Below are 25,063 nucleotides of genomic sequence, written 5' to 3' on the forward strand. Positions count from 1 at the left end.
TGGGGGATCACACGGTGGCTGGCGAACACACGGTTTACGCTCGGCGTCGTGAACGCGGCGTGCCAATCGCGAGTGCCTGCGACTGCTCGAGTCGTGGGTTCCAACCGCTTGTCAATTCGCCGACCGTCGCTAATATATGTGGCATCGTCCCAAATTCTTGCACCAGAATTGTATTTTTAGCCGCGCGAGCGGCGCATGTACTTCTATCGAACGAATTTAAATTAAAAGGAAAACAAAAGAATACGAGAGCTCACCCAGGTTCGTCGAAGCGCCACCGCCCAGGAAAAGGCCGGTGCCCAACATGGCAACAAAGTCCATGTCGACGCGAATTAACCGGCTGTATGAGGCACTCGTATCACACAGGATATCAAGTCGCGCCGTTTGAGCGCCAACATGTTTCCTCATCATTGTGGGTCGGACCTAAAGGAGTGAAAAATGGAGATGCACGAGATTGATTTCCTGATTATCGGTGCGACCAAGAGCGCGACGACTTGGCTTCAGCAGTCGCTTCAGCAGGACCCAAATATATTCATGCCGGATCCTGAGTTACATTATTTCAGTCGTTATTACGACCGTGGAGACGAATGGTATCTTTCAAACTTCGAGCAGAAGAAGAAACAATGCCTCGCTGGCGAGAAATCCAACTCCTACATGGATACGCCGGAGGCGGCGGAACGTATAAAGCAAAAGCTTCCGCGGGCGCTGCTGATTGCACAGCTTCGAAACCCCGTCGACCGCGCCTACTCCGATTATTGCATGCTCTATCGCAGGGCCGAGGTCAGCCGCGATATCGCACAGTATCTTGACCCGCGCCGCGGTGCCGGTGGGCGCTTCCTGAATGGCGGCCTGTATTTTCAACAGCTGCAATCCTATCTGGACCGGTTTCCGGCAGAACAACTTCTCGTTCTGCTCTATGAAGATATGAAAGTCGATGCGGGGATACAGCTTGATCGAGTCCGAAAATTTCTGAAGGCCGCCGATGACCTGCCGGTTCGACCTCTGGAAAAGAAAGTAAAAGACAAATCTGAGCCGATCATCAATCCGACTTTGCGCCGCCTGCTGCGCCCCCTGAAACCGGTGGTAGCGCCGTTCAGGAAAAATGCCGGTTTCAGGAAGCTACGGTCGCTGACTGCCAGCGAAGTCGAGTACGCGCCATTGAGTCGCGATTTGCGAGAGCGCATGACCGACTACTACGCCGCGGAAATAGAAAAACTCGGTGCCATAGTTGGCAAGGATCTGAATGGCTGGCTGAGAAATCAAGGCGCTCGGCTGCAATGAAACCATCCGTCGGATGACCGGCAAATTCGTCTTTCGTGGATTACGACGGCACATCTCGTCGCGACGCAGCCCCACCGGAGAGGGCCGACGAGAGCCTGGAGAAGCCGATGCTTCCGGTCTGCACTGCTCTGTCAGCAGGACACTTCTGTAATTCGGCGAAGAAGTTGTCCCGCCATTGCAAGTCGACCGCGAAAGTTGACGCAAAAAAACTATCTGCTATTCTTAATACTTCCAACCATCAATGAACTGAATTTATTGATTTTTACCATGGTCCCACCGGACCTCTGACGATTTTATCCGGCCCGATTAGTTGGGCGAACAGATTTTATGACTTGGCGGTATTTTTGTCATGACTAAGTCACAAAGCCATTTCGGTCGTTCTAGAACTGCGGGAATATTCCAACCCGCCTTCTTTGACAGCGGAAGGACACTCAGACGTCAGACCATGGCAACGCCGGCGGGGGCTGCTATGCTGATGGCGATCGTCCGCAATCGCGACGGCTTTGGTTCGGAATTATCCAAATATGACACAGGTTCTCGTCTGTCAGGGCGCGGTCCTTCTGAAATACGAGCGCTGGCTTCCCCACAAGCGATTCTAGCCGCTAGCAAACCGCCCAGAAAACAGGCGAAGCCACCGAAATCTTCAGCATCGCGTCTCCGGGAGCTCGGCCGGGCAAACGCATCGGACGACAAAAGAGGGGCGGTATCGCGCGCTGTTGATGCAGAACGCCCGAGTTTTGCGCCTGATATAAACGATCTTTCCGGGCAGCATATTGCATCGGCGTTGTTTCGGCTGGCGGCTGTGGAACGCCGCGTTACGGAGGGACGCTACGGGCGTCTTGCGCCGATCTTCGAAAAATACTGACGATGGCAACTGGGGGCATGCAGCTCGTGGAGGCAATTCCGATGGGACGCTCCCGGTTCTTGCATCATGACGGAGAGTTCGCATGAAGTCACCCATTCGCACGATAGTCGTCGATGACCACCCGCTGGTGGTTACAGGTGCTCGAGCTCTGATAGAGTGTTCGAGTGATATCACCTGCATCGGCGAAGCCAATAACGGCGCTGATGCCATTACATTGATCAGCCAAACCGAGCCCGACGTATCTATACTGGACGTGTCGCTCCCGGACATGAGCGGTCTGGAACTCGCAGAGAAGGTCATCGCAAACGGCTACTCACCTCGCGTGGTAATCATGACCGAGTACCACGATCGATCATATATCCAGCAGGCTCTACATATCGGTGCGAAAGGTTTCGTCCAGAAATGCTCGGCAGCAGAGAATCTATTGCTCGCCGTCCGCTCAGTCATGCTTGGTGGGCTTTTTTTCGATCCACTCACGGCACGCGAGATGACTTCATCATCCATCGAGCGAAGCTCCGCACGCACAGCGTCGCTTGGCGGGCTGGGGCTAACCGCTCGAGAACAAGATGTCCTACGACTGGTTGCACTCGGTTACTCGAACAAGGAAATCGGTGCCCGTACGAACATCAGCATCAAGTCCATCGAGACCTATAAAGCGCGAGCCACGGAAAAGCTGAAACTCCATTCGCGGGCACAAATCGTTCACTTCGCTTTGACCCACGGTTGGATGAGCGTTAATTGATGCCCACGAGATAATCACGGGCTCAACTCCTTATTCCTGAACGTTTTTCCTTTCGATGAAGGTCGCCTTTCGATGAAAGAATGTAACGTGCCACAAGTCGACCTAAGGCGTACGGGACGGGATTGGTCAGTTTTTTGCAGTGGGGCTGCATCGCCAGCCCCACTGAATAATGTGGCCGGAACTCATGGCCAAGCAGCGCCGCCGTCATTGGAAGGCGTTCGAGCGAAGCGTTGGAGTTTGCCGTGCGGATAGCATTCGTCTTTTCCGGACTAGGTGCGGGCGGCGCGGAGAAGATCGTCAATCTCCTCGCGCACCATCGCATGGCCCAAGGCGATACCGTCCACGTCCTCGCCGTTAATGCCGACAGCCCGGAGTCCTACTTCCCTTACGACAGTGCCATAAAAGTCGAGGCGCTCGGGGGCTCAACGCCCCGGATCCCACGCGTCGCGCAAGCCGCGCAAAGGCTGTTGAAACTCCGGCGTCGTCTGCGAAAGCTGGAACCCGATCTCGTCATCTCCTTCCTCACCAAAGTAAACGTGTTGGTCGGGCTCGCCACCCGCGGCCTCAATTCACCGATCATCATGTCGGAGCGAAACAATTTCAGATCACAGGAGACGCATCCGCTTTGGCGGCTTGCGCAACCGGTCGCCGTGCGAGGTGCCGCGAGTCTGGTGATGCAAACAAGTGATGCCTATCAATCTCTCCCGGAACGACTGCGCGCCAAGGCGCAAATCATACCCAATCCGGTTGCGCTGCCGCGCGATTGCGTGCGTATTCCGGGCGATGGTACGAGAGTTGTTGCTGTCGGTCGGCTAGAGAAGCAAAAAGGCTTCGATCTGCTTCTTGAAGCTTTTCGACATGTGGCACAGTCCGTTCCGGCGGCCAAGTTGACCATTTTCGGCGATGGGCCGCAGCGTGGCGCTCTTGAGCGCCAGGCGCGGGAACTCGGTATTGATGACAACGTTGAGATGCCGGGCATCACCACGTCCCCCGTGGACTGGATTGGCGCGGGCGACATCTTCGTTCTCAGCTCGCGGTTCGAAGGTTTTCCAAACGTTCTTCTGGAAGCCATGACGGCAGGTCTGGCGTCGATTGCCTTCGATTGCCCGTGGGGTCCGTCGGAGATTCTAAGCAGTCCTGACACTGGCCTGCTCGTGCCAGCCGGCAACGTCGAGCAGCTCGGCGAAGCAATTCGCTCATTGTTGACCGACCCGGTATTAAGGAACAAGCTCGCAACGTCGGGAGCCATTGCCGCCTCCAAGCGCTATGCCACTTCGTCCATTCTGGAACAGTGGGACGATGTGATCGATAAGGCCGTATGAAGCGCGTCGGTCCACGTGATCGGTGCAAATGCAGCGACAGTGGTGGCGCTTGGAAGCGCCGGTGAATGATCGCTGATAACCCCTGCTCGTCAGTCGGTTCGTCGGTACGTATCGCTGCAAGCGAGATCACGATGGCGCCAGCGAGCGGTGCGCCGGTGGCCTCAGGTAAAGCACCGGAGCGCCATAGCGATCTCGAAATCCAAGTTCGTCGGATCGCAGGTAGCCGTTTCGTTGCGCGTAAGCGAGCATGGGCCGCTCGAGAACCTCGTCGAAGCCGAGCAGCAGCGCGCCGGGCGGATCTGCGTCGAACAGGGCGGCGATGCGCGAGGGCGATGTCATCTTATACCAGGCGGCAAGCTCCGCTTCGGTGATGTCCCCGGTGCGGTAGGCGAAGGGGCCTGTCGCTAATTCGGGGTAAACCTCGAGATTTCCCTCAAGCGGATAGATAGGTGACAGCGTAGCCACTTTTCCCTCGCTGCCAGCCTCGGCAATGCTCTGAGCGATAGCAACACCCGCATCATGCACGCGCATCACCGTCCACCGCTCCGGACGGGTAATCGTCGCCACGTATTGAGCAAAGCGCGGCGCCTCGATCACCAGAACAACTAACGTCGCAGCGATTACCAGCGGTTGCATGCGCAGCCGCGCTTCGGCATCGAGGCCTCCAAAAAGCAGCGCAAACAGCAGAGGAATGCAGATTAGCGGCGGCGCGAAGTACTGCGGGAAGCTTGGGGTAGGCACCAGGCTCAGTGCGGCGCTACAAACAAGCGCGCCGGCCACAACGAGAAGCGGCCCGTTGACGACACGCAGCCGCGGCAGTCGTCCCGCCGTTTGCGCCTTAAGCGCCGTCAGCAGGAGCGTCAGCAGAACCGTGATGACAACAGCGATCGTCGCCGAGAGCCAAACATCTCGCGCAAGCAACAGTTTGGCGGACAGTGAAATAGCTGCGTCCTCACCCTGCGCATCCGAAATTTGCCAATACCGCAGATGTGGGCCGATATGATATCTGACCACGTGGGCGAGGAACCTCTGTGGCCCGGAGAACAAGGAGACGAGGATCGGTATCCCGCCTGCCAATCCGCCTGCCACGAGAGGCACGACGATGCGCCGAAGGCGCTCCTTGAGTTGATAAGAGCGAGGCAGAAAAAAAGATGCAATCGCAACCGGCGGAATAAATGCAACAGCGCTGATCTTGAAGCTCACGGCAATTGAAAGACATAGTCCTGCGATGGCGATCAAGATAGGCTTCGCGTCTCTTTCTCGGATAGCGAGCACAAAGAGCCCCAAGCCAATGAAGGAAAGAGGCAGCGGCAGCAGATTGTTAGTCGCGGTCATCCCCGTCTGCGTCAAGAGGAGGTCGTTTGTTATTGTGAGGACGGTAGCACACCAGCTGACCAGGCCGGACCGCGTCAACGCATAGGTGATGCCGCCTATCGCCGCTGCAAGAAACACCCAGGCAGCGAAAACGCCGAGCCGTCCGTTGAGCAACAGCTGATCGGAGCCGGCAATCTTGCCCAGCCCATAGAATAGCCAGGCCGAACCCGGTGGATGGTTGTAAAAGAAATCCTCATACAGGCGATGGTGATCGAGTAGACGGATGGGAGGCACGTATAGCTGCTCGTCCTTACGCATCTCGTAGTTCATGATGCGGATGAACAGAGCAGATAAAAGCACGGCCGAAAACGTGATGGTGGCGGCACGGAACAGCTGCGCCTTAAGGTCTGCCGAGTGCATCACGACTTTCGAGGCAACTGCCTCTTTAAATTCCGTCATTCAGACACCTCGACCCAAGAAAGATATAATCAAATCGGACATCGCTGAGGTTTGTCGCATTCCCCCGAGCAGCCGCGTGTTCCGCGGAAGGGCGACCAACGGTTTCACCCCACAATGCCTTTTTGTATATCTAAAGCGATTCCTCGGCACTATCCCGGGTTATTCCCGACAGCACCATAGGGATTATCCTGACACGGCTGATCTTGCGGATTCACAGAAGGCCCGATAGCATATTTGTTATATATTAAATTACCGAAATAATTTCTGAGAAATATAACTCAATTGCAGTCGCATTTATATTGAAATCTTCGCAACCTGTTCGGTCTCTATGCGAATTCAACTTCAATAAATGCGCTATTGGGAGCACGTCGGCGAGACGCGTGCACGGCATCGATTGGATGATCCAACCCGATTTCAACTGCTGACCTGTTGGAGGCCATCATGAAGGTCATTCTTTTCGCAGGAGGTCTCGGATCTCGACTGGCCGAGGAGACCACGCGCATTCCAAAGCCCATGGTCGAAGTCGGCGGCAAGCCGATCATTCTCCACGTAATGGATATCTACAATCACTGGGGCTACCACGACTTCGTCATCGCCGGCGGATACAAATGCATGTTCATCAAGAACTTCTTCCACAATTTCCATTTGTCGACTGCCGATTTCACGGTGGCGCTTGGAAGCGGCGCGATGGTGCTGCGACCGGTTCATCCTCTGGATTGGAACGTATCGGTGGTCGACACCGGACTGGCGACGATGACCGGCGGCCGCTTGCTGCGACTGCGCGACTGGCTCGATGGCGAAACCTTCATGGTCACCTATTCGGATGGTGTCGGCAATATCGATCTGGAGGCGCTGCTTGATTTCCACCGTTCGCACGGGCGCCTGGCAACGGTTACGGCCGTACAACCGCCGGCACGCTTCGGTAATCTGGAGATCGAGGACGACAGGGTTGTCGAGTTCACTGAGAAGGTCCGGAAGCACGAAACCTGGATCAATGGCGGGTTCTTCGTCTTCGAGCCTGGGGTGTTGGACTATATCCCGGGGCCGGCCGAGCCGTTGGAGATGTCGCCGCTAACAAACCTCGCCAAGGATGGTGAGCTCTTTGCCTATAAGCACAAGGGCTTCTGGCATCCGATGGACACAGTGCGAGATCGCGACTACCTCAACGGCCTGGCGGAGACGGATGACCCGCCGTGGTTGCAGTTCGAACGGGGGCCGACAGCTCAGCACGCGAGCACTACACAGCCGCAAGCAAGACTCTAGATCACGAGGCGATCGTGGACGAGTGGTATCTCTCACAGGTTCTTCGCGGCCGACGCATCCTGGTCACTGGGCATACCGGTTTCAAGGGCGGATGGCTGTCGCTTTGGCTCCGGCGTCTCGGTGCCCACGTCGTCGGTGTTGCGTTACCAGCAACCGTCCCCTCATTTTGCGCCGCCGTCGATCTCGAGGGTCTTGTTGAGGGGCACGTTGGTGACATCCGCGCCGAGACCGATTTCAACCAAAACATCGAGGGTCACGATTTCGACCTGATCATCCATATGGCGGCTCAGGCGGTCGTTCGTGCATCCTATGAGAGTCCCGTCGACACCTACCTCACCAACGTTGTCGGCACCGCCGTCGTACTCGAGGCGGCCCGTCGCATGCCGTCGTTACGCGGCATTGTCGTGGTCACCAGCGACAAGTGCTATGAGAACCGTGAATGGGTGTGGGGCTACAGGGAAAACGACCCTATGGGCGGTCGCGATCCCTACAGTTCGTCAAAAGGGTGCGCCGAACTCGTCGCGGCTGCGTATCGATCCTCGTTCTTCAGCGATCCCGAGGGTCCCCAGCTTGCAACAGTGCGTGCCGGCAACGTTATCGGCGGGGGCGATTGGGGGGCCGATAGACTCATCCCCGACTTGGTTCGCTCCGTCGAAACCGGAACCCCAGCGCGATTGCGCAACCCGAAGAACGTCAGACCCTGGCAGCATGTGCTCGAGCCGGTTCGTGGCTACCTCATGCTGGCCGCTGGCCTGATCGACGCCGGCGCATCCTTCGCGGGGAGTTGGAATTTTGGTCCGGAGAAGGAAGCCACGGTAGATGTCGGAACACTCGCCGACATGGTGGTCGCGCACTGGGGCGATAGCCCGCCCGAATATGTCATTGAGCCGCGCACCGGCGAACCGCCCGAGTCGATGGTGCTGCGCCTAGACAGCACCAAATCGCACATCGAGCTCGACTGGAGGCCGCTGCTACGTCTGGACGACGCCGTCGCTATGACCGTCGCCTGGTACAGGAACTATCTCGAAAGGCCAGCTCAAATACGCCGTTTCTCGCAACAGCAACTTGAACAATATGCCGAGACCTGGGGTCGCATAGTCTAGGTATAGACAGAGGGGAGCATGAGATGCGTGTCAACTATGGGCAGTCCGTTTACGGAGAAGACGAAATAGCCGCCGTTGTCGATGTCATGCGTACGTCGACGCAAATGGGCCACGCCGTGAGAAGCATGGAAGAGCGGATCGCGATGATCTTCGCCAAGCGACACGGCATCATGGTGAATTCCGGATCTTCGGCCAATTTCCTCGCAATCGAAATGCTCAAGCTTCCACGGGGAGCTGAAGTAATCACCCCTGCGCTGACCTTTGCGACGACAGTCGCGCCGATCGTAAGATCCGGTCTAGTGCCGGTATTCGTCGACGCGGCGGAGGCGACCTATAACATTGACGTGGACGCGATCGAGCGCATGATCTCGCCCGAAACGCGCGCACTGATGATCCCATCGCTCATCGGCAACCTTCCGGACTGGGATCGCATTCGCTCCATTGCCGATGCGCATGATCTGATAGTCATCGAAGACAGCTGCGATACACTCGGCGCCACTCTCCATGGCACAAGCACAGGTAGGCGTTCCGACATCAGCACGACCAGTTTTTATGGTTCGCATGTGATCACGGCAGGCGGGAACGGGGGCATGATCTGCGTCAACGACGACGAATGGGCGCGCCGGGGAAGGCTTTTGCGATCCTGGGGCCGAACGTCATCATTGTTCGTCGATTCCGAATCGATCGAAAACCGCTTCAATATCGATCTCGACGGCTTCTCCTATGACGCCAAATTCGTATTCGAGACGCTCGGTTTCAACCTGGAACCTTCTGAGATGGGTGCCGCCTTCGGACTCGTCCAACTCAGCAAGCTCGAAGATAACATAAGAGCACGAGAGCGTAATTTTGCCGCCCAGTTCGCTTTCTTCAAAGAGTACGAAAACTGGTTCATTTTGCCCCGCCAGCTGCCCGAGACACGTACTGGCTGGCTCGCCTTTCCACTTACGATCCGGCCGGATGCACCGTTCACCAGACGCGATATGCAGATCTTCCTCGAACTCAGGAACATTCAGACCCGTCCGGTCTTCACAGGCAACATCCTGCGGCAACCGGCGATGAAAGACGTGGCGTTCCGGGCCTGCGGGGACGGATATCCTGTGGCGGACGAAGTGATGCGCGGCGGCATTTTGCTCGCCTGTCACCATGGCCTCACTCCAGAGCAACTCGACCACATACACAGTGCTTTCCGAGAGTTCGCGGATAATTTCTCGACGAAGCGAACCACGCAATCGCCGCTTCGGGCGGCAGCCGCGGGAGCTTAAGCCATGTGGCTTTATGGCGGCGCCGCCGGGATCCTCAGTGGACTGGCTTAATCGGCGGGTGAATGAGGCTTCGCATCACCTCCGGCGGCCGTTTCAGGGCAGATTTCGCCTTGATGCATGTTCAAGGAGCGAGGCAGTTTGGGTAGGGTCGATGTCGCGTATACTCATCACCGGTGGCGCAGGATTCGTCGGTTCTCATCTCGCACGGGCTTGCCTTGCAACCGGCCATCAGCTTCACCTCATCATCCGCCCCGGCTCGAACGATGAGCGAATTCACGATCTGGACGGCGTTATTCGGCACAACTTCGATCTCCTGTCCGAGACCCAACTAAGGCAGTGTCTTTCCGACGTCCAACCCGAGTGCATCTTTCATCTTGCAGCCCGCCCTCGCCGACGGGAAACCCCGGACCTGTCCGACGCCATGGACGGTATGCGGGAGCAGTTGCAGGGACTGACCGGCCTGCTGAGTGCCGCCGCACTTGCACCTCGCCCGCCCAGAATCATGATCCGCACGGGCTCGCTCGCCGAATATGGTTCGGCGCCCGCTCCCTATAACGAAACCACGCGCGAGGCTCCGGTCAATGCCTATGGCGCGGAACTTGTGGCCGCTACACATTTGATTGGCGCGCTTCAGCGGCGGCTGCCCTTTCCGGTGATCACCGCCCGCCTCGCACTCGTTTACGGCGCATTTCAATCGACGGCCTATTTCTTGCCGTGGCTGATCACTCGTTGCCTCGCTGGAGAGCCCTCGGTCGTACAACATCCGGACGACCGGCGCGACCTGATCTATGTCGACGACGCAGTCGAGGCGCTTCTTCACCTGGCGGATACCCGATCATCAATCGGGACGATCATCAATATTGCAACGGGCTTCGCCCCCAAGATGCGGGACGTGGCCCGCCTCGTGCTCGAGGAAACGGGCGCTGATCCGGCCCTCATTCAATATGGCCCGGCAGGTGGGTCGTCGGGCCTTAGGGACTTCCGCGGCGCTACCCAGTTGGCGCGCAGCTTCATAGGCTGGAAAGCATCCGTTCCGCTCGCCGAAGGCCTCGTTCGGACTGTTGAATGGTATCGAGAACGCGCGCGCCTGGATGGGTCGTGCAGCCAAGGCCAGTTGCCCGCTACACCACGCAGAGACAGAACTGGAGCCCGATAGTGGCCGACATGAAACCATTGATTTCCATTCTAGTGCCGGCGTTTAACGAAGAGGCAAACGTGCGGCGAGCCTATGCGGCAATTGTTGACACATTTCGCGATCTGCCCGGCTATGGCTACGAGATCATTTTCACCGACAATCATTCAACGGACCGCACCTTCCAAATACTCCAGGAGATCGCGCGTGAGGATCGCCGTGTCCGCGTCATTCGTTTCAGCCGCAACATAGGTTACCAGCGGTCGCTTCTCGTCGCCTATAAAGCGGCGACCGGCGATTGCTCCGTTCAGATCGACTGCGATCTCCAGGATCCGCCACACCTCATTCCACAAATGCTGGCGCTCTGGCGCCAGGGCCATCAGGTCGTCTATGGAATTCGTCGTTCGCTGAAGGATGACTGGCTCACCGCATTCATCAGACGCACCTTCTACCGATTCATTAATGCCTTGAGTGAGGACGACCTTCCTTTGAATGCAGGAGAATTCCGGCTGGTGGACCGGCGCATTCTCGACGAAATGCGCCGGATCGACGACACATCGCCCTATCTGCGCGGGCTGATCAGTGCGATGGGTTTTTCTCAAATCGGTTTCGAATACGACCGCCAGGCGCGGGTGGCCGGCAAGAGCAACTTTCCAGTCAAGGCCATGCTTTCACTGGCCGTGGACGGTATTCTGAACCATTCGCTGACACCGCTGCGGATGGCGTCGATGACGAGCCTGATTATGGGAACGGCGACCTTTCTGTTGTTGATAGGCTATGTCATTGGCAAACTAATCTTCGGTCGGGACTGGCCGGCAGGCTTTGCGACCACCACAATCCTGATCCTGCTCTCAATTACATTGAATGCAATTTTCCTCGGGATTATCGGCGAATACATCGGACGGATCTTCATGCAATCCAAGCGCCGGCCAGCGCCGATTATCGAGATAAGCCTGAATGACGATGTCCACCCCAGCCGTGATTTCACCCCATCGAAATTGGGCTGACGATGATGCGCCATCTCCTCGCCCGCTACCACACCGGCCGGGATAGAAACGTCGAGACCCTCGTGCGCTTCGCTCTGGTCGGAGCGGTCACAACGACATTGGATTTCGCGCTTTTTACCGCCCTCGTTGCAGCCGGTTCTGCACCGGTGTCGGCCAATATTCTCTCTTATTCCTGCGGTATTCTCGTAAGCTATCTTCTCAATCGGTCTTGGACTTTCCGTGCCGGACGAAGCCACGTCCAAGCACTGAAGTTCGTCCTGTCCACGCTCACCGGCCTGTTAATTTCAACTTGCCTCGTTGCCGTTCTGGCTTCTTTGATCCCACCGGCTTTGGCAAAGATCCTGAGCGTACCTGTGGTGTTTGCCTGGAACTATCTGGTCGCCCGCCTGTGGGTCTTTCGCATTTAGAGTTATTGTCACCCGGTGGTGAGCCGGCAGATATGTCTGGTGGAAGCGCGGGACCGTCGCAAAGTTCGGCGATCATTGCCCTTTCAGTTGGCGCTCGGTCTTTGTGTATTCGGAATCTTCGCGGCACTAATCAATCAAATCCGCCCGCAAAAGCATCCTGACCGGCTCAAAATGTCGTTCTCGACGAATTCTATTTCACCGCCTGGCGAAAGGGACTGGGTCATCATTTGATCCGGCGTGCTCTGGCCGGTTCGTATCAGAGAGGGCAATTCTGAACCTTCTCTGAACCATTAACCATTCCCGATGGCGGAAAACCACATACCAAGTGCCGAGGCACTCCGCCAAATTGAGCGAAAACCCAATTATCTCCGTTTACGCTTACCGCCAATATGTAGTACTGTTAACCGTTCTCATTACTGAAATTTTTTCATATAGATTATCTGTCGGAAGCATTGATCAAATCCCTCGAGCACTTCGGTGACTGGACCGCTTGGGATGCTCAGACTGAGCCGCAAACATTGCTCATGTCGAACTGACGGTCGCCGGCGCCTTTTACATCGCTGAGAGACAAGGGACCGACGTCGCATGGGACCCGCAAATATGAGGCAAAATCCCCGCATCTCGCCCGTTCGCCGCTTGTCAAAGCGACAACGCCTCATCGAACCTGCTAGCATACAGAGATACATTTTGTACTTTGCGGTATTTCTTTCGCCATTTCCTAACTTGAGGGGTGATATTTACTTCACTGTAAGTGATGCTTTATATTGCGTGCTGTTGCTAATCTTACTTATACGCGGAGATCTCCACAGATTTCCAATGGGCGTAGTAGCGTTTTTTTGGGTATCTGCTTTCTTGTTAATCTCTAGTGGTATTTACTTAAGCAGCCTGTTCATTGGAGACGCCACGCGCGGGGTAATCCTTATAATGCAATATTTCTTTTGCTTCATACTTCTTCCCCACGCCCTTATGCAGCGCGATGAGAATGAAGCGTATCGCCTTATCATAATATTTATCTTGGGTGTCCTGGCCTTGGACATTCACGGCATTGTTACATTCTATACTGTGGGTTATTCACCTGAATCACAGGTGGTGACTGGTGCCCTTCGGTTAGCAACCCTAATGGGAGCAGCCAATGCGGCAGCCAGCCTGAACGCGATGACAATCGTCATCCTGCTTTGGCTCCGTACAATCGGTCGCATCTCCTTCCTCCCCTTTCTATGTATTCTTTCCACGATGATCCTCGCATTGGTGCTCACAAGTTCCAACACAGGTCTCATAGCGGTCACAACGGGAACCTTGATCTACTTCGCTGTAACATTTCGACCCGGACTTCTTGTGCGGATCGTGCCGGCGATCGTCCTTGCCGTGGCTTTTTTTCTTCTTGGCGGCGCCAATTATTTGCCTGCCACCTTCCATAAGCGAGTTCTGGCCGCCGTGCTTGAAGGCGACATTACGGAGGCCGGCACCTTTACCGACCGCGCCGCGTTGAACTATGAAGCCTTGGAAATGATCGGTAGCAGAGGGTTTTCCCTGCTTGGAATTGGTGCTGACCAGTTCAGATTGGCCAGTTTTCACGAAGTTCCTGTGCACAACACCTTCCTCATCTTGTGGGTCGAAGGAGGCGTACTTTCGCTGGCCGGATGGATGCTTATGTCGTCGATGGGGATTATTGTGTGGCTGTTGGCGTGGCGGCGAAACGTGATACCGCATGGCAGGGCCGCCGTATTGGTCTGTTTCGTCGTTTTCGTAACGGTGGCGAGCGCGACCGCACACATATATTCACGTCACTGGTATACAGTCCTGCTGTTGACCATGCAGCCGACGATAATCGCTCTGTCCCAATACCGTCAGGAAGAGACCAAGAGCGTTCTTATCAAAGTCAGGTGACATTGGGAGATGCCCAGATCTCGATCAACGCTCGTAAGCTCCTTCGGCAAGGGGCTCGGATATGGAGACCGCTCCACTCTAGACACGGCGGCCTTGATCGGGCTTCAATACCAATACCTCCTTGGCACTTTAGCCTCACAGCGGTTCCGGTTTAAGTAACCATGTAGTAGCGGCTGGTCAGGAAATGTTTCTCTATGAGGATGTCAATCTTAAACGCCCTCGTGGTCAACTTCAGATGTATATTTCGTTTTTTTGGTGCGGGAATCATGCGTATTGTTTTTGTTGGCGCCGTCGAGAGCTCCAAAATCGCTTTAGAAGCGCTCATAAATGCGGGGCGCACTCCAGCCCTTGTGATAACCCTCCCCCCCGAGGCGGCGGGACGCCATTCCGATTTTGCCGCGATAGCGGAGCTAGCCAGAGGGGCCGGGAGCGCAGTCTATTATACTACCAACATCAATGCTCCCGCGGTGCTGGAAGCAATGGCATCGATCAACCCCGATCTGACACTTGTCGTCGGATGGTCACAAGTGTGCCAGCGGTCGTTTCGAGACATTGCGCGTAACGGCACGGTAGGTTTCCATCCGGCAGCATTGCCGCGTCTTCGCGGTCGTGGTGTTATCGCCTGGACGATAATTCGGGGCGAGGATACGTCGGGCTCGACGCTGTTCTGGTTGGACGATGGCATCGACTCTGGCCCCATTCTGCTTCAGCGGCTATTCCCCTTGGACGTGAACGAAACGGCGGGCAGCCTCTACGCCAAACACACTGCAAACCTTGCTGAGATGGTTGTCGAGGCCGTTGCGCTCGTTGAAATGGGTCACGCCCCTCGAATACCGCAGGACCAGAACAAGGCAAGCTATTGCGCAAAGCGGACGCCGGAGGATGGCTTGATTGACTGGAACGCATCCGCCGCCTCGGTGCTCCGTCTCATTCGTGCCGTGGGCGCCCCCTACCCTGGAGCGTTTTCATTTCACAATGGCGAGAAGATCCGCGTCGATGCAGCCGTGCAGCTGAAGAATGGAACGCAATTCATCGGCTTGCCGGGCCAGGTGCAGGCTCATACCAACCACGGCTTTGTCGTTCTCTGTGGGGACGGCGAATGCATCGAGGTAGTGGCCTGGGCTTCACCTTCTGACAAACGGCCCCCCATCCACAGCAAGCTTCATAAGTAGATCCTGACTCGCGCGTTAGGAACGGCATTCAAGAATATTAGGTAGTCGACATTATCACTGTCCTATGCGATAACGAACACTCGGCCGGCATTTATAGCCGTGCTGCATAATGAATGACTTTTATCGGCTGTTTTTTGACTTGGACGGGAACAACGGACCAAGCACCTGATCTTTTTATAAAGTCCGCGAGGGCGTCGCCTAAGGATGGGGGCTTAACGAAGATTTCGACGGATTGTTGCTATTCGCTCCGATCAGGCTATCCGATCGCGGCGCGATGCAGCCAGCCTTGTGGGAAGAATTCTAACCCCGTCAGAACGCCGGAGCCGACGAACGCACCAGGAATGGGAGCGACGGCTGCATGGAGCGACAAAGACAACAAAGGGCGCAACAGTGGTCGGCGAGACTGACCAATAATGCGCTTGCTCCCTTTAATGCGAGGGTGCAACTCATCTCGGCCGCAGCTCTCTCTCTAGCTGTCTCCATTCTGTTTCTCACAACCACCTCGATCGGTATAGGAATCCTACCTGACTCAGTGGCTTACATGCAAATTGGAAGCGCGCGCCACTTCGCTCCGCTTTATACTTGGCTGCTGAAAGGGGCGACGCTCGCTCAGATTGAGCTCACCGCGGCGGCCTGGTTGCTCAATTGGATTCTCTACGTCGTCAACGCAGTTCTAATCCTGCGGTTGTTGTCCCTGGGAACGCTAAGCCCAATCTGGGCCTTCTTGGGAACGGTTCTGATCGTCGGTCATCCGGTCTTCGTGGAATATCATTCGATCGCAATGACAGAGCCGTTGTTTATTGCGCTGGTCCTCACAGCCGCGTTTGCGTTCCTGCGGGCGGTGCAGGACAACCGCGGCTCAGGCCTGGCACTCGTGGGAGCAGTCATTGGCCTAGGAATGCTCACAAGGTTCGCTGCAGCACCGCTTCTGCCTACCTTGGCGACCATAAGGCTCCTCGCTGGCGGCGGAAATCTTGCAAAACGAACGATCGATTGCGCGATGATGGTCTGTGGCTGCGCAATCGTGTTCGGGTCATGGCTAATCGCAAGCGAACTTACCTCCGGGCAATCGACGGGCCGGTCGCTCGAATTTCGGGGTGATCCCGACACGGAATACTGGCTTCGGACAATCGTATCCGCAGCGACAATGCTTTTGCCGTCTGCGCTCGGGCCTGCCATTCGCATTTTGTTTCTTGCCCTCGTGAGTGGCGCCTTCGTTATCATCGCCGTGAATTACGCCCACGCGTGGCTGCGCCTGTCGCCCGTAAGGAGAGCACAGCCACAGGTTCTTGTGCCGGTCGTCTTTGGCCTTCTCTCGTTGTTCTACGCCATATTCTTGGTTGTATCTGTGATGATTCAGTATCGACTGAACCTCACCGGGCGTTTTCTTCTACCTCTGTATGTTTTCCTCGTGCTGGCCGCAATCACTCCCTTCGGAGCGGGAAACCTTGGTTTTATGCGACGACGCGAGCTCGGGACAGTGCTTGCGGCCTTGGCCCTTGTGATAGGAGCCTCCAACCTCGTTCGAACGGCAGTTTTCACCGTATCCACTCATAGCTCAGGTCAAGGATACGCGCACAAGGTATGGTCTACTTCGCCTGTACTTGCAGCGGCTGCAAAATTGCCGGCGGGAGCCGCGATCTACTCGAACGCGCCAGATCTTGTTGAATTCCGGCTGGGACGGAGCGCCGCGTATATTCCCGCCCGCTTCAATCATCTCTCCGGTCGTGATGATTCTCCCGTGCCCTTCGCACATCAGGTGAACGCCATGCGTCGCCGTCTGGCGCAAGGAAATGCTTACGTCGTCTTCATTTATGGCGTGGACTGGCGCGACTACCTGATCAGCGAGAACGCTCTTCTTCTTTCGGTTCCGCTCGTCGAGGAAGCAACGCTTCCCGACGGTCGGGTTTATCGCGGAGCAAACAAGGTAACCGACGTGCCGGTTTTGCAGCGAAGCGCGTCATCGACATTGAATGAAGACATGTAGGAATCTTTGCACCACTAGAATGGCAAGGGGAGTTCGCGTCGTGGTAGTTCAGAAGAGAATTTACGTCGTTATTCCTGCTTATCAAGCAGCGCAGACGCTTGAAAGCGTGTTCGAGAGAATCCCAAGGGAAATCTATGAAAAGGATGTCCGCATCGTCGTCGTGAATGACGGTAGTTCCGACGCGACCGGCGATATTGCGCGGAAAATCGCTCAGTCGCGAGCGAATGTGGAGGTAATCGATCATCCCCAAAATAGAGGCTACGCACAGGCGCAAAAAACAGGTTTCTCCTATGCCCTGGCGCAAGGGGCGGAAATCGCCGCACTCCTGCACGCCGACGGGCAATACGCGCCCGAACTGCTGCCCCGGTTGCTGACTCCCCTGGAGAGAGACGAGGCTGACGTCGTAATCGGCTCACGCATGCTCGAACGTGGCGCTCTAAAGGGCGGCATGCCGCTGTATAAGTACATTGCCAATAAAGCACTTACGGCCGTCGAAAACCTCGCATACGGCCTCCGCGTGAGTGAATATCACAGCGGGTATATGTTGTATTCCCGTAAATGCCTTCAAACTATTCCATTCGTTCGTCTCAGCGATACATTTCACTTCGACGGTGAGATGATCATGATGGCGGGGAAACGCAAATTGCGGATCAAGGAGATCGCAATACCAACAAGGTATGCTGATGAAAAATCACATTTAAAGCCAGTTCAATATGGCTTTGATGTATTAAAAATAATATGGCACAACTATCGCGGTAAGTATGAATTCTGATATGTCACATTTTTCGTGGAACAAGGAATTTAATTATGAAGATACTCGTCACAGGGGGCGCGGGATTTGTAGGATCTTTTCTATGTGAGAGCCTTCACAAGTCCGGCTACGAGGTGAGAATATTCGATAATTACGAGCCGCAAGTTCACTCTGGGTCGCAGAGCAATCTCGGAGCCCTGTTGCAGCCAAACGGGTTGCCTCTCAAGGGCATCGAGATCCTCTATGGTGATACCCGAAGCCCCACGCAACTCGACGCTGCGCTGAAGGATGTGGATGCCGTCATCCATTTGGCCGCACAGGTCGGGGTCGGTCAGTCGATGTACGAAATTCACCGCTATGTCGACCACAACACCGTCGGAACGGCGGTCCTGCTCGAGTTGCTTGCCTCCCGTAAGCACAGTGTCAAAAAGCTTGTGGTTGCATCGTCGATGTCGATCTACGGCGAGGGAGGGGCTCGGTGCAGCAATTGCGGCGATGTTACGCCGACGCTCCGCGACGGAGGGCAAATGAAGCTCGGCGATTGGGAGGTACGATGCCCGATCTGCAACCGAACTGCATCGCCAACAGCCACCAATGAGTTGAAGCCCGTACTGCCGACATCGATCTATGCGATTACCAAAAGAGACCAGGAGGAAATGTGCTTGGTCGTTGGGAGAGCTTACGACATTCCCGCCGTCGCGCTTAGGTTCTTCAATATTTACGGCCCTCGCCAATCGCTGGGGAATCCCTATACGGGGGTGGCCGCAATATTTTCCTCACGTCTGCTCAACAATCATGCCCCGGTCGTCTTCGAAGACGGCAATCAAACGCGAGATTTTGTGCATGTAACAGACATCGTGCAGGCTATTACCCTTGCCCTTGCGAAAGACGAGGCCAATGGGCAGGTGTTCAACGTTGGCACCGGTCGACCGACGTCGATCAAGGACGTCGCCACCATTCTCGCTCGCAAGATGAGGCGGGACGTTGCTCCCCGAATAGAAAATAAGTTCAGGGAGGGCGATGTTCGGCACTGTTACGCCGACATAGACAAAATTCGGCGGCACCTCGGCTACAAGCCTGCTGTCGAGCTCGAAGTCGGTATCGAGGATCTCATCGCTTGGGCCGAAGACCAGCAGGCGGAAGATCGGTTCGAGCATGCGGCCGCCGAACTCGCGAAACGCGGGTTAGCGCGATGACCCTCGCTATGCAAGGCTTTGGCCAATATTCGCGTAGAGCCGGTTTCGGTCCGCCAACCGCGACCACCGTTCCGTTCCAGCTCGCTTAAGACGAGGAGAGTCCGATGGGGCGTCAATTCACCAAGCGCGTGCTCGTGGCCGGAGGCTGCGGCTTTATAGGGTCACACCTCTGCGAGCGGCTGATCGAGAGCGGAGCCGACGTTCTTTGCGTGGACAATTTTTTCACTGGTTCTCGCGGCAATGTCGAACAGCTTTTTTCCAATCCGCGATTCGAGTTGCTCCGGCACGACGTGACTATTCCGCTTTATGTCGAGGTGGACAAGATCTTCAATCTTGCCTGCCCTGCTTCCCCCGTGCACTACCAATTCGACCCGGTCAAAACGACGCGAACTAGCGTCCAGGGCGCGATAAACATGCTCGGCCTCGCCAAGCGGCTGAAGGTGAGCGTCCTGCAGGCCTCGACGTCAGAAGTGTACGGTGACCCCTCGGTTCACCCGCAGACCGAGGATTATTGGGGAAACGTCAATCCGATTGGCCCTCGCTCCTGCTACGATGAAGGCAAACGGTGCGCCGAAGCGCTGTTCTTCGATTATAGGCGGCAGCATCAGGTCGCAATCAAGGTTGCGCGCATCTTTAATACCTACGGCCCCCGCACCCACCCGAGCGATGGGCGAGTGGTTTCCAGCTTTATCGTCCAGGCACTTCTCAATGCAGACATAACCGTCTTTGGAGACGGCTCCCAGACGCGATCATTCTGCTATGTCAGCGATACGGTCGATGCCCTTCTGCGTTTGATGGATTCGCCATTCGAGGTCACAGGCCCACTCAACGTTGGCAATCCGAACGAAATTTCAATGCGCGACCTGGCGGAATTGATCATCGACCTCACCGGTTCCAGGTCCCGGATCGTGTATCGACCGCTACCTCAGGACGATCCCTGCAGGAGGCGCCCGGACATCTCGCGGGCGCGAGACCAGCTTGGGTGGTCACCGAAAGTTGGGCTGAAAGAGGGGCTCTCGAAAACCATAAGCCATTTCAGCGAGCTCCTCGGGCGCTCAGACTTCCAGACGGAACTCTCTACTTTCTATGAGGCAACTCGTGCCTAGGAGGTACCCATTTCCGCGGCGACGGAGTTCCGAGCGCCGCGGTCAGTCGGCGGGGCGAGCCGGAATCTCGGTCGCAACCCACGTTACCCGCTCGCTATCAGGCGGGCCGCTCTCATGCGGCCATTCTACCACTCATTTGGCTCGACATAGATGCTGAGATCATCCCCAATCTATATTGCAAGGACACTGAGAGCGGCGCTCGAAATGCGCCTGTTGAGGTATGCTCTTGTCGGAAGCTGCGCGGCGCTTCTGCAAGTTTGCTTGCTCACCATATTCATAGAACTCGCCGGCATGAACGCTTTGCTGGCATCGACAGTGGCACTCGCGATCGCTGTCATGGTCAACTACAGCCTTCAACATCGTTTAACATTCCGGTCGAAGTCGAAGCACGTCATTGCGGCACCGCGCTTTGTCGCTTTAGCGCTCTGCACGCTTGCGGCGAATGCCGTTCTCTTCAACAGTCTCTTGACAGTGCTTCCATATCTCGCCGCTCAGATCACAACGCTTGGCGCTATTTTCCCGATAAATTATTACTTGAACCGGACTCTGACCTTTCGCATTTGACCGTGAAGCCTGGGGCAGACCTGTTGCGGACTGCACTGTAGCAATGGCCGGCCGCCAGATAATGGTGTCCGTGTCGATGGCATGGAACGGCGCCGAAATGGGCATCGGATCAGCGCTTGCTCGATCAGCAAGTTGCGTCGGTTACCGCGACCAAGGACCACCACCGCCACAACCTCACCGCGAAGGGGGCTATTCCTTAAGCACACTGTTTTCGTAGGACACTATAATTGGGCTAATCGCAGAAGACCATTTACAACCGGTTAATTACGTGCTTTTTTATTACGGAAGTTGAATATGCCATTGGAATTTTGCGCCGCGGCTTACGAAGCCGCGAACGCCTATTTTTTTGCTCAATTATATTTATCAAGCCTTTCGACGCGGTCGACAAGTCAAACTAACAGAGAAGCTATTCCTAGTCATCCGAGTGACTTGGGTGCAGTTGCAATCGCCGCGTCGTGAGAAGGCTTGCAGTAGTTAGAGGGGCTGCCATGCTGCGTATACGCGCCGCCGCGAAGACTATTCGTGACAACTTCCTCATCTGGCCGTCTATGTCGCGCGGCGGGGAGGCACGAAGGATAACCGCTGTACTCATCTGGAGCGTTTGCCGAACCGCTTTCGAAATTGGCGTTCGCCGCCTGCGAATGGCAGCTCGTAGCGCGCAAAAGTACTCCGCGCTGTATTTTGCCGATCTCGGTTCCGCCGGAGTTGCGCTTGCTGTTGCGTTTTTGCTTCGGTATGGCCTCACGGAGCTGAGTGCAAGACCCGCCGTCACGTCTGTGTTGCTATGGTCTGGTGCTCAATATATCGCCGTGTGTGCATTCGTATTTCCATTAGCCGGTCTCTACAGCCGGAATTGGAGATATGGCTCCATTTCTGATCTGTTCATTATACTCCGTGCGGTTCTTCTCACCTCCTTGCTGCTGGTCTCGCTTCTCTTCTTCTCGACCAGGCTGAGCGAAATCCCGAGAACTGTCGTCCCGCTGCAATCGCTTCTGTTGATTGCCTTCTTGGCCGCATCGAGACTGAGCTTTCGCGCGGAGGAAATTCCACTTGCGCGGCCTGTTTTCAAGGGCGGACGCAACAAAGGTGCGAACGACGATCATTGCATACCGCTGTTGCTTGTCGGAGCTGGCGATGCTGCCGACCTCTATCTGCGGGCTCTCGCTCGGGATCCCAACTCCACATACATACCGGTCGCCTGCCTCGACAGAAGTTCTGACCAGCTTGGCATGAGTCTTCGTGGCGTGCCGATTGCCGGATGCATCGAGGATTTCGAGCGTGTCGTCGGAGAATTGCAGCAGGCTAACAAACAGCCGCGTCACGTGGTCTTCACGGAGGCACCTGCGGCTTTTGGCGAGAAAGCGTCGGACGAACTGCTGCGATCTGCGGACAGGCTCGGGATCGCGGTCTCACGGCTGTCGCAGCCGACCGAGCTTAAACGTGCCAAGTCCGACAACCCGTTTGAACTGCGTTCTATCGAACTGACCGATCTCCTCGAACGGCCGCAGGCGGCACTCGACAAGGAAGCGATAGCACGACTCGTTCGCGGCAGGCGCGTGTTGGTCACCGGTGCTGGCGGATCGATCGGTAGCGAGTTGACCACTCAGGTCGCAGCCTGCGAACCATCGGAGATCGTGCTCATCGACAACACTGAGTACAATCTCTACGCCATCGACATGAACCTGAACGAGAATTTTTCGGAGGTCCCGCGCTCAAGCTATCTTTGCAGCGTCCGGCGTAGCCAGCGGGTGGAAGAGATCTTTGAGCGCCACCGGCCCGAGCTCGTCTTTCACGCGGCGGCGCTGAAGCATGTGCCCATGGTGCAGATGAACCCGTGCGAAGGCGTGCTGACCAACGTCGTCGGCACCATGAACGTCGCCAACGCGGCAAAGAAATTCGGCACACTTGCCATGGTTCAGATTTCGACCGACAAGGTTGTGAACTCGACGAGCGTGATGGGAGCGACAAAACGTCTGGCGGAACTCTATTGCCAAGCGCTAGATCTGGACGGCGTCGAAACAGGCAAGGGCCCACGGTTCATGACGGTTCGTTTCGGGAATGTGCTGGGATCAAGCGGCTCGCTGATTCCGCTCTTCGAGCGACAGCTTGCGAGAGGCGGCCCGCTCACCGTCACCGATCCATGCATGACGCGCTTCTTCATGACGATCCGTGAGGCCGTGGAACTGACATTGCAGGCCTCCGCTTACGGCTTTGAGAAACAGATCGGGCAAGGCGAGATCTTCGTCCTCGACATGGGCGAACCAATCAAGATCATCGACATCGCCCGCCGTATGATCCGCTTGGCAGGCTTTGCGCCTGATAAGGATATCGAGATCAAGATCATAGGCTGCCGCCCGGGCGAGAAGCTCTTTGAAGAGCTCTTCGACGAAACGGATAAGCGCATTTCATCACCTGTACCAGGCGTTCTTGGCGCAGTCCCGGACCCGATTCCCTTGCCGACACTCAGGCACGCTTTCGCCCGGCTGCAACGTTACGCGGAGCGGGGCAACGAACGTGCATTGGTCTCGGTCATGCGTGAATTGCTTCCTCACTACCAACATGGGGACACGAGCGCGACGCCCCGCTATGCAAGCAAGAGAGCGCCGGGTCGCCCCAAAGACCGCGTGAAGGCAGGCTCGACACAAACCGTCTACGCCAAAAGCAAACGCACCGACGTCCGCTTGCCGGGAAGTTGAAGCGCGGGAATTTGGAATGGCCGATTGCGCAGGACTTGCATGGTTCCTCGAACCGGGACCGATTTTAAGAACCATGCCGTGATTCAAAGTGCTGCAACCCTTACGCGTCTGAAAAGACGCACTGTACGGGAGTCGGAACCGCGCTGAGTCCGAGATCATGGAGAAGCTGAAGATTACAGCAACAGCTTTTGTACCTCTCGATAGCGCAATGCCTTTTAGGACGTGAAGAGCGAACGGCGAATGCGAGTGTCTTCACGATCGGATCGATCCAGGAGGTGATTTTGAATCCGGCAGGGCAGGCTTCCCGAATTGAACCCGAAGACTTTGAGGCCCGCTCGGTAAAGCCGTCCGGCGTCCTATGTCCGAATGAGCGCAAACATGTAATTGCTGTGGTCGCAAGCTTGACAGTTTCCCTCACGATTTTTCGGCTCGAATTGCTGAAGCGATTGGCTGGAGCCGGACACGAGGTCATTGCCTTCGCGCCCGAACGCGATCCCCGGGTCGAGCAGGCCCTGGCTCAGATCGGCGTACGCTTCGTTCGCATTCCCATGGCACGCACCGGCCTCAATCCGCTCGATGACATCCGCACGCTGTGGTCGCTGCATAAACATTTCAAGCGTTTGAAGCCAGACATGATTCTTCCCTATACGATGAAACCAATCATCTATGCCGGCATCGCAGCCAGGCTGTTGGGGGTGAAGGAGCGTTGTTTCCTGGTCACCGGCCTTGGTCATGTGTTCTCGGACGCTGCCGGCCACTCGTTCAAAGCATGGGTCATCCGTCACCTATGCGTCCGGCTGTATCGCCTGGCCTTGCGCGGTGCCAAGGTCGTCTTTGTCTACAACGAGGCGGATGCCGAAGACATTCGCCGCCACCGCATGCTGCAGGATAATCAGTCGCCGACGATGATCCCCGGATCTGGTGTCGATCTCGACCACTTCACATTTTCAAGACCGCCTCGGGGCGGACCAGTTTTTCTGATGATCGCGCGGCTCCTCCGCGACAAAGGCGTCGTTGAATATGTGGAAGCCGCACGCATACTGCGTCGGTCTTTTCCCGATGCCAAGTTTCAACTGCTCGGCCATTTCGACAGCAACCCGACGGCGATTTCACGAGATGAAATCGACGGCTGGGTGCGCGAGGGAATATTGGACTACCTCGGAACCACTGAGGACGTGCGGCCTCATCTCGCAGCGTGCAGCGTTTTCGTCCTGCCGTCCTACTACCGCGAAGGTATCCCGCGCAGTATTCTCGAAGCACTCGCCACTGGAAGACCAGTGATTACAACGGACCTGCCCGGTTGTCGCGATACGGTGCACCCGGGAGAGAATGGGATGGCGGTCAGGGCACGGGATGCTGCAGCGCTTGCCGATGCGATGGCAACCTTTGCCAAGCATCCGGAGCTGGCGGAAAAAATGGGCGAACGGTCGCGAAAGATCGCGGAGGCTAGATTTGACGTGCATGCAGTCAACGGGATGCTGCTTGATAGTCTGCAGTTAACCGACTGATCAGATAGCTTTATGGCGCCTCGGATCAGCCACCCAATGAAC

The 25,063-nt window shown here is 56.2% G+C and carries 20 protein-coding genes; 19 read left to right on the forward strand and 1 reads right to left on the reverse strand.

Features of this window, described 5'->3' with window-relative positions:
* The first annotated feature begins 435 nt into the window (after positions 1–435).
* From PYH37_RS05205 to PYH37_RS05220, 4 genes are all read left to right on the forward strand, one after another.
* The gene (locus PYH37_RS05205; protein WP_280732358.1) at positions 436–1,278 is read left to right on the forward strand and encodes a sulfotransferase; all 843 of its coding nucleotides are present in this window, start codon (positions 436–438) and stop codon (positions 1,276–1,278) included.
* 469 nt (positions 1,279–1,747) lie between these two features.
* Positions 1,748–2,143, forward strand: a complete 396-nt coding sequence (locus tag PYH37_RS05210; protein ID WP_280732359.1) for a hypothetical protein — start codon at positions 1,748–1,750, stop codon at positions 2,141–2,143.
* 82 nt (positions 2,144–2,225) lie between these two features.
* On the forward strand, positions 2,226–2,885 hold the full coding sequence (locus tag PYH37_RS05215; protein WP_280732360.1) for a response regulator: 660 nt from the start codon (positions 2,226–2,228) through the stop codon (positions 2,883–2,885).
* 242 nt (positions 2,886–3,127) lie between these two features.
* Complete coding sequence (locus PYH37_RS05220; RefSeq protein ID WP_280732361.1) at positions 3,128–4,207, forward strand: glycosyltransferase family 4 protein; 1,080 nt, start codon at positions 3,128–3,130, stop codon at positions 4,205–4,207.
* A gap of 126 nt (positions 4,208–4,333) precedes the next feature.
* Here PYH37_RS05220 and PYH37_RS05225 read toward each other — a convergent pair whose 3' ends face one another.
* Positions 4,334–5,980, reverse strand: a complete 1,647-nt coding sequence (locus PYH37_RS05225; RefSeq protein WP_280732362.1) for a dolichyl-phosphate-mannose--protein mannosyltransferase — start codon at positions 5,978–5,980, stop codon at positions 4,334–4,336.
* A gap of 441 nt (positions 5,981–6,421) precedes the next feature.
* On the opposite strand from PYH37_RS05225, the gene rfbF reads away from it, so the two are divergent.
* From rfbF to PYH37_RS05300, 15 genes are all read left to right on the forward strand, one after another.
* A complete protein-coding gene (gene rfbF / locus PYH37_RS05230) occupies positions 6,422–7,243 on the forward strand; it encodes a glucose-1-phosphate cytidylyltransferase (RefSeq protein WP_280732363.1) in 822 nt (273 codons plus the stop codon).
* Entirely contained in the window at positions 7,174–8,346 is a 1,173-nt protein-coding gene (gene rfbG, locus PYH37_RS05235; protein ID WP_280732364.1) for a CDP-glucose 4,6-dehydratase, read from the forward strand. Before rfbF ends, rfbG begins: the two co-directional genes overlap by 70 nt.
* Before the next feature lie 23 nt (positions 8,347–8,369).
* Complete coding sequence (locus tag PYH37_RS05240) at positions 8,370–9,608, forward strand: aminotransferase class I/II-fold pyridoxal phosphate-dependent enzyme (protein ID WP_280732365.1); 1,239 nt, start codon at positions 8,370–8,372, stop codon at positions 9,606–9,608.
* Between the two features lie 151 nt (positions 9,609–9,759).
* Positions 9,760–10,764, forward strand: a complete 1,005-nt coding sequence (locus PYH37_RS05245) for an NAD-dependent epimerase/dehydratase family protein (protein WP_280732366.1) — start codon at positions 9,760–9,762, stop codon at positions 10,762–10,764.
* 8 nt (positions 10,765–10,772) lie between these two features.
* The gene (locus tag PYH37_RS05250; protein WP_280732534.1) at positions 10,773–11,747 is read left to right on the forward strand and encodes a glycosyltransferase family 2 protein; all 975 of its coding nucleotides are present in this window, start codon (positions 10,773–10,775) and stop codon (positions 11,745–11,747) included.
* A 2-nt stretch (positions 11,748–11,749) separates the two neighbouring features.
* A complete protein-coding gene (locus PYH37_RS05255) occupies positions 11,750–12,154 on the forward strand; it encodes a GtrA family protein (protein WP_280732367.1) in 405 nt (134 codons plus the stop codon).
* An 816-nt stretch (positions 12,155–12,970) separates the two neighbouring features.
* Positions 12,971–14,041, forward strand: a complete 1,071-nt coding sequence (locus PYH37_RS05260; RefSeq protein ID WP_280732368.1) for an O-antigen ligase family protein — start codon at positions 12,971–12,973, stop codon at positions 14,039–14,041.
* Positions 14,042–14,307: 266 nt separating this feature from the next.
* Positions 14,308–15,213 (forward strand): methionyl-tRNA formyltransferase, encoded by a 906-nt coding sequence (locus PYH37_RS05265; protein WP_280732535.1) that lies wholly within the window; start codon positions 14,308–14,310, stop codon positions 15,211–15,213.
* Positions 15,214–15,571: 358 nt separating this feature from the next.
* Entirely contained in the window at positions 15,572–17,200 is a 1,629-nt protein-coding gene (locus tag PYH37_RS05270) for a glycosyltransferase family 39 protein (RefSeq protein ID WP_280732369.1), read from the forward strand.
* Positions 17,201–17,240: 40 nt separating this feature from the next.
* On the forward strand, positions 17,241–17,972 hold the full coding sequence (locus PYH37_RS05275; RefSeq protein ID WP_280732370.1) for a glycosyltransferase family 2 protein: 732 nt from the start codon (positions 17,241–17,243) through the stop codon (positions 17,970–17,972).
* 35 nt (positions 17,973–18,007) lie between these two features.
* Complete coding sequence (locus PYH37_RS05280; protein ID WP_280732371.1) at positions 18,008–19,147, forward strand: NAD-dependent epimerase/dehydratase family protein; 1,140 nt, start codon at positions 18,008–18,010, stop codon at positions 19,145–19,147.
* 104 nt (positions 19,148–19,251) lie between these two features.
* Positions 19,252–20,253, forward strand: a complete 1,002-nt coding sequence (locus PYH37_RS05285; RefSeq protein WP_280732372.1) for a UDP-glucuronic acid decarboxylase family protein — start codon at positions 19,252–19,254, stop codon at positions 20,251–20,253.
* Between the two features lie 204 nt (positions 20,254–20,457).
* Positions 20,458–20,817 carry a GtrA family protein gene (locus PYH37_RS05290; RefSeq protein ID WP_280736686.1) on the forward strand — a complete coding sequence of 120 codons (360 nt, stop codon included), beginning with the start codon at positions 20,458–20,460 and terminating at the stop codon, positions 20,815–20,817.
* Between the two features lie 548 nt (positions 20,818–21,365).
* Positions 21,366–23,513 carry a polysaccharide biosynthesis protein gene (locus PYH37_RS05295; RefSeq protein ID WP_280732536.1) on the forward strand — a complete coding sequence of 716 codons (2,148 nt, stop codon included), beginning with the start codon at positions 21,366–21,368 and terminating at the stop codon, positions 23,511–23,513.
* Positions 23,514–23,821: 308 nt separating this feature from the next.
* Entirely contained in the window at positions 23,822–25,021 is a 1,200-nt protein-coding gene (locus PYH37_RS05300; protein ID WP_425336094.1) for a glycosyltransferase family 4 protein, read from the forward strand.
* The last annotated feature ends 42 nt before the right edge of the window (positions 25,022–25,063 follow it).

It is taken from the genome of Sinorhizobium numidicum (assembly GCF_029892045.1).
GTDB lineage: Bacteria > Pseudomonadota > Alphaproteobacteria > Rhizobiales > Rhizobiaceae > Sinorhizobium > Sinorhizobium numidicum.

Coding starts and splice junctions, on each gene's coding strand:
- PYH37_RS05205 (WP_280732358.1), top strand. CDS start 436: ATGGAGATGCACGAGATTGATTTCCTGATTATCGGTGCGACCAAGAGC.
- PYH37_RS05210 (WP_280732359.1), top strand. CDS start 1,748: ATGCTGATGGCGATCGTCCGCAATCGCGACGGCTTTGGTTCGGAATTA.
- PYH37_RS05215 (WP_280732360.1), top strand. CDS start 2,226: ATGAAGTCACCCATTCGCACGATAGTCGTCGATGACCACCCGCTGGTG.
- PYH37_RS05225 (WP_280732362.1), bottom strand. CDS start 5,980: ATGACGGAATTTAAAGAGGCAGTTGCCTCGAAAGTCGTGATGCACTCG.
- rfbF (WP_280732363.1), top strand. CDS start 6,422: ATGAAGGTCATTCTTTTCGCAGGAGGTCTCGGATCTCGACTGGCCGAG.
- PYH37_RS05240 (WP_280732365.1), top strand. CDS start 8,370: ATGCGTGTCAACTATGGGCAGTCCGTTTACGGAGAAGACGAAATAGCC.
- PYH37_RS05245 (WP_280732366.1), top strand. CDS start 9,760: ATGTCGCGTATACTCATCACCGGTGGCGCAGGATTCGTCGGTTCTCAT.
- PYH37_RS05250 (WP_280732534.1), top strand. CDS start 10,773: ATGAAACCATTGATTTCCATTCTAGTGCCGGCGTTTAACGAAGAGGCA.
- PYH37_RS05255 (WP_280732367.1), top strand. CDS start 11,750: ATGATGCGCCATCTCCTCGCCCGCTACCACACCGGCCGGGATAGAAAC.
- PYH37_RS05260 (WP_280732368.1), top strand. CDS start 12,971: ATGGGCGTAGTAGCGTTTTTTTGGGTATCTGCTTTCTTGTTAATCTCT.
- PYH37_RS05265 (WP_280732535.1), top strand. CDS start 14,308: ATGCGTATTGTTTTTGTTGGCGCCGTCGAGAGCTCCAAAATCGCTTTA.
- PYH37_RS05270 (WP_280732369.1), top strand. CDS start 15,572: ATGGAGCGACAAAGACAACAAAGGGCGCAACAGTGGTCGGCGAGACTG.
- PYH37_RS05280 (WP_280732371.1), top strand. CDS start 18,008: ATGAAGATACTCGTCACAGGGGGCGCGGGATTTGTAGGATCTTTTCTA.
- PYH37_RS05285 (WP_280732372.1), top strand. CDS start 19,252: ATGGGGCGTCAATTCACCAAGCGCGTGCTCGTGGCCGGAGGCTGCGGC.
- PYH37_RS05290 (WP_280736686.1), top strand. CDS start 20,458: ATGCGCCTGTTGAGGTATGCTCTTGTCGGAAGCTGCGCGGCGCTTCTG.
- PYH37_RS05295 (WP_280732536.1), top strand. CDS start 21,366: ATGTCGCGCGGCGGGGAGGCACGAAGGATAACCGCTGTACTCATCTGG.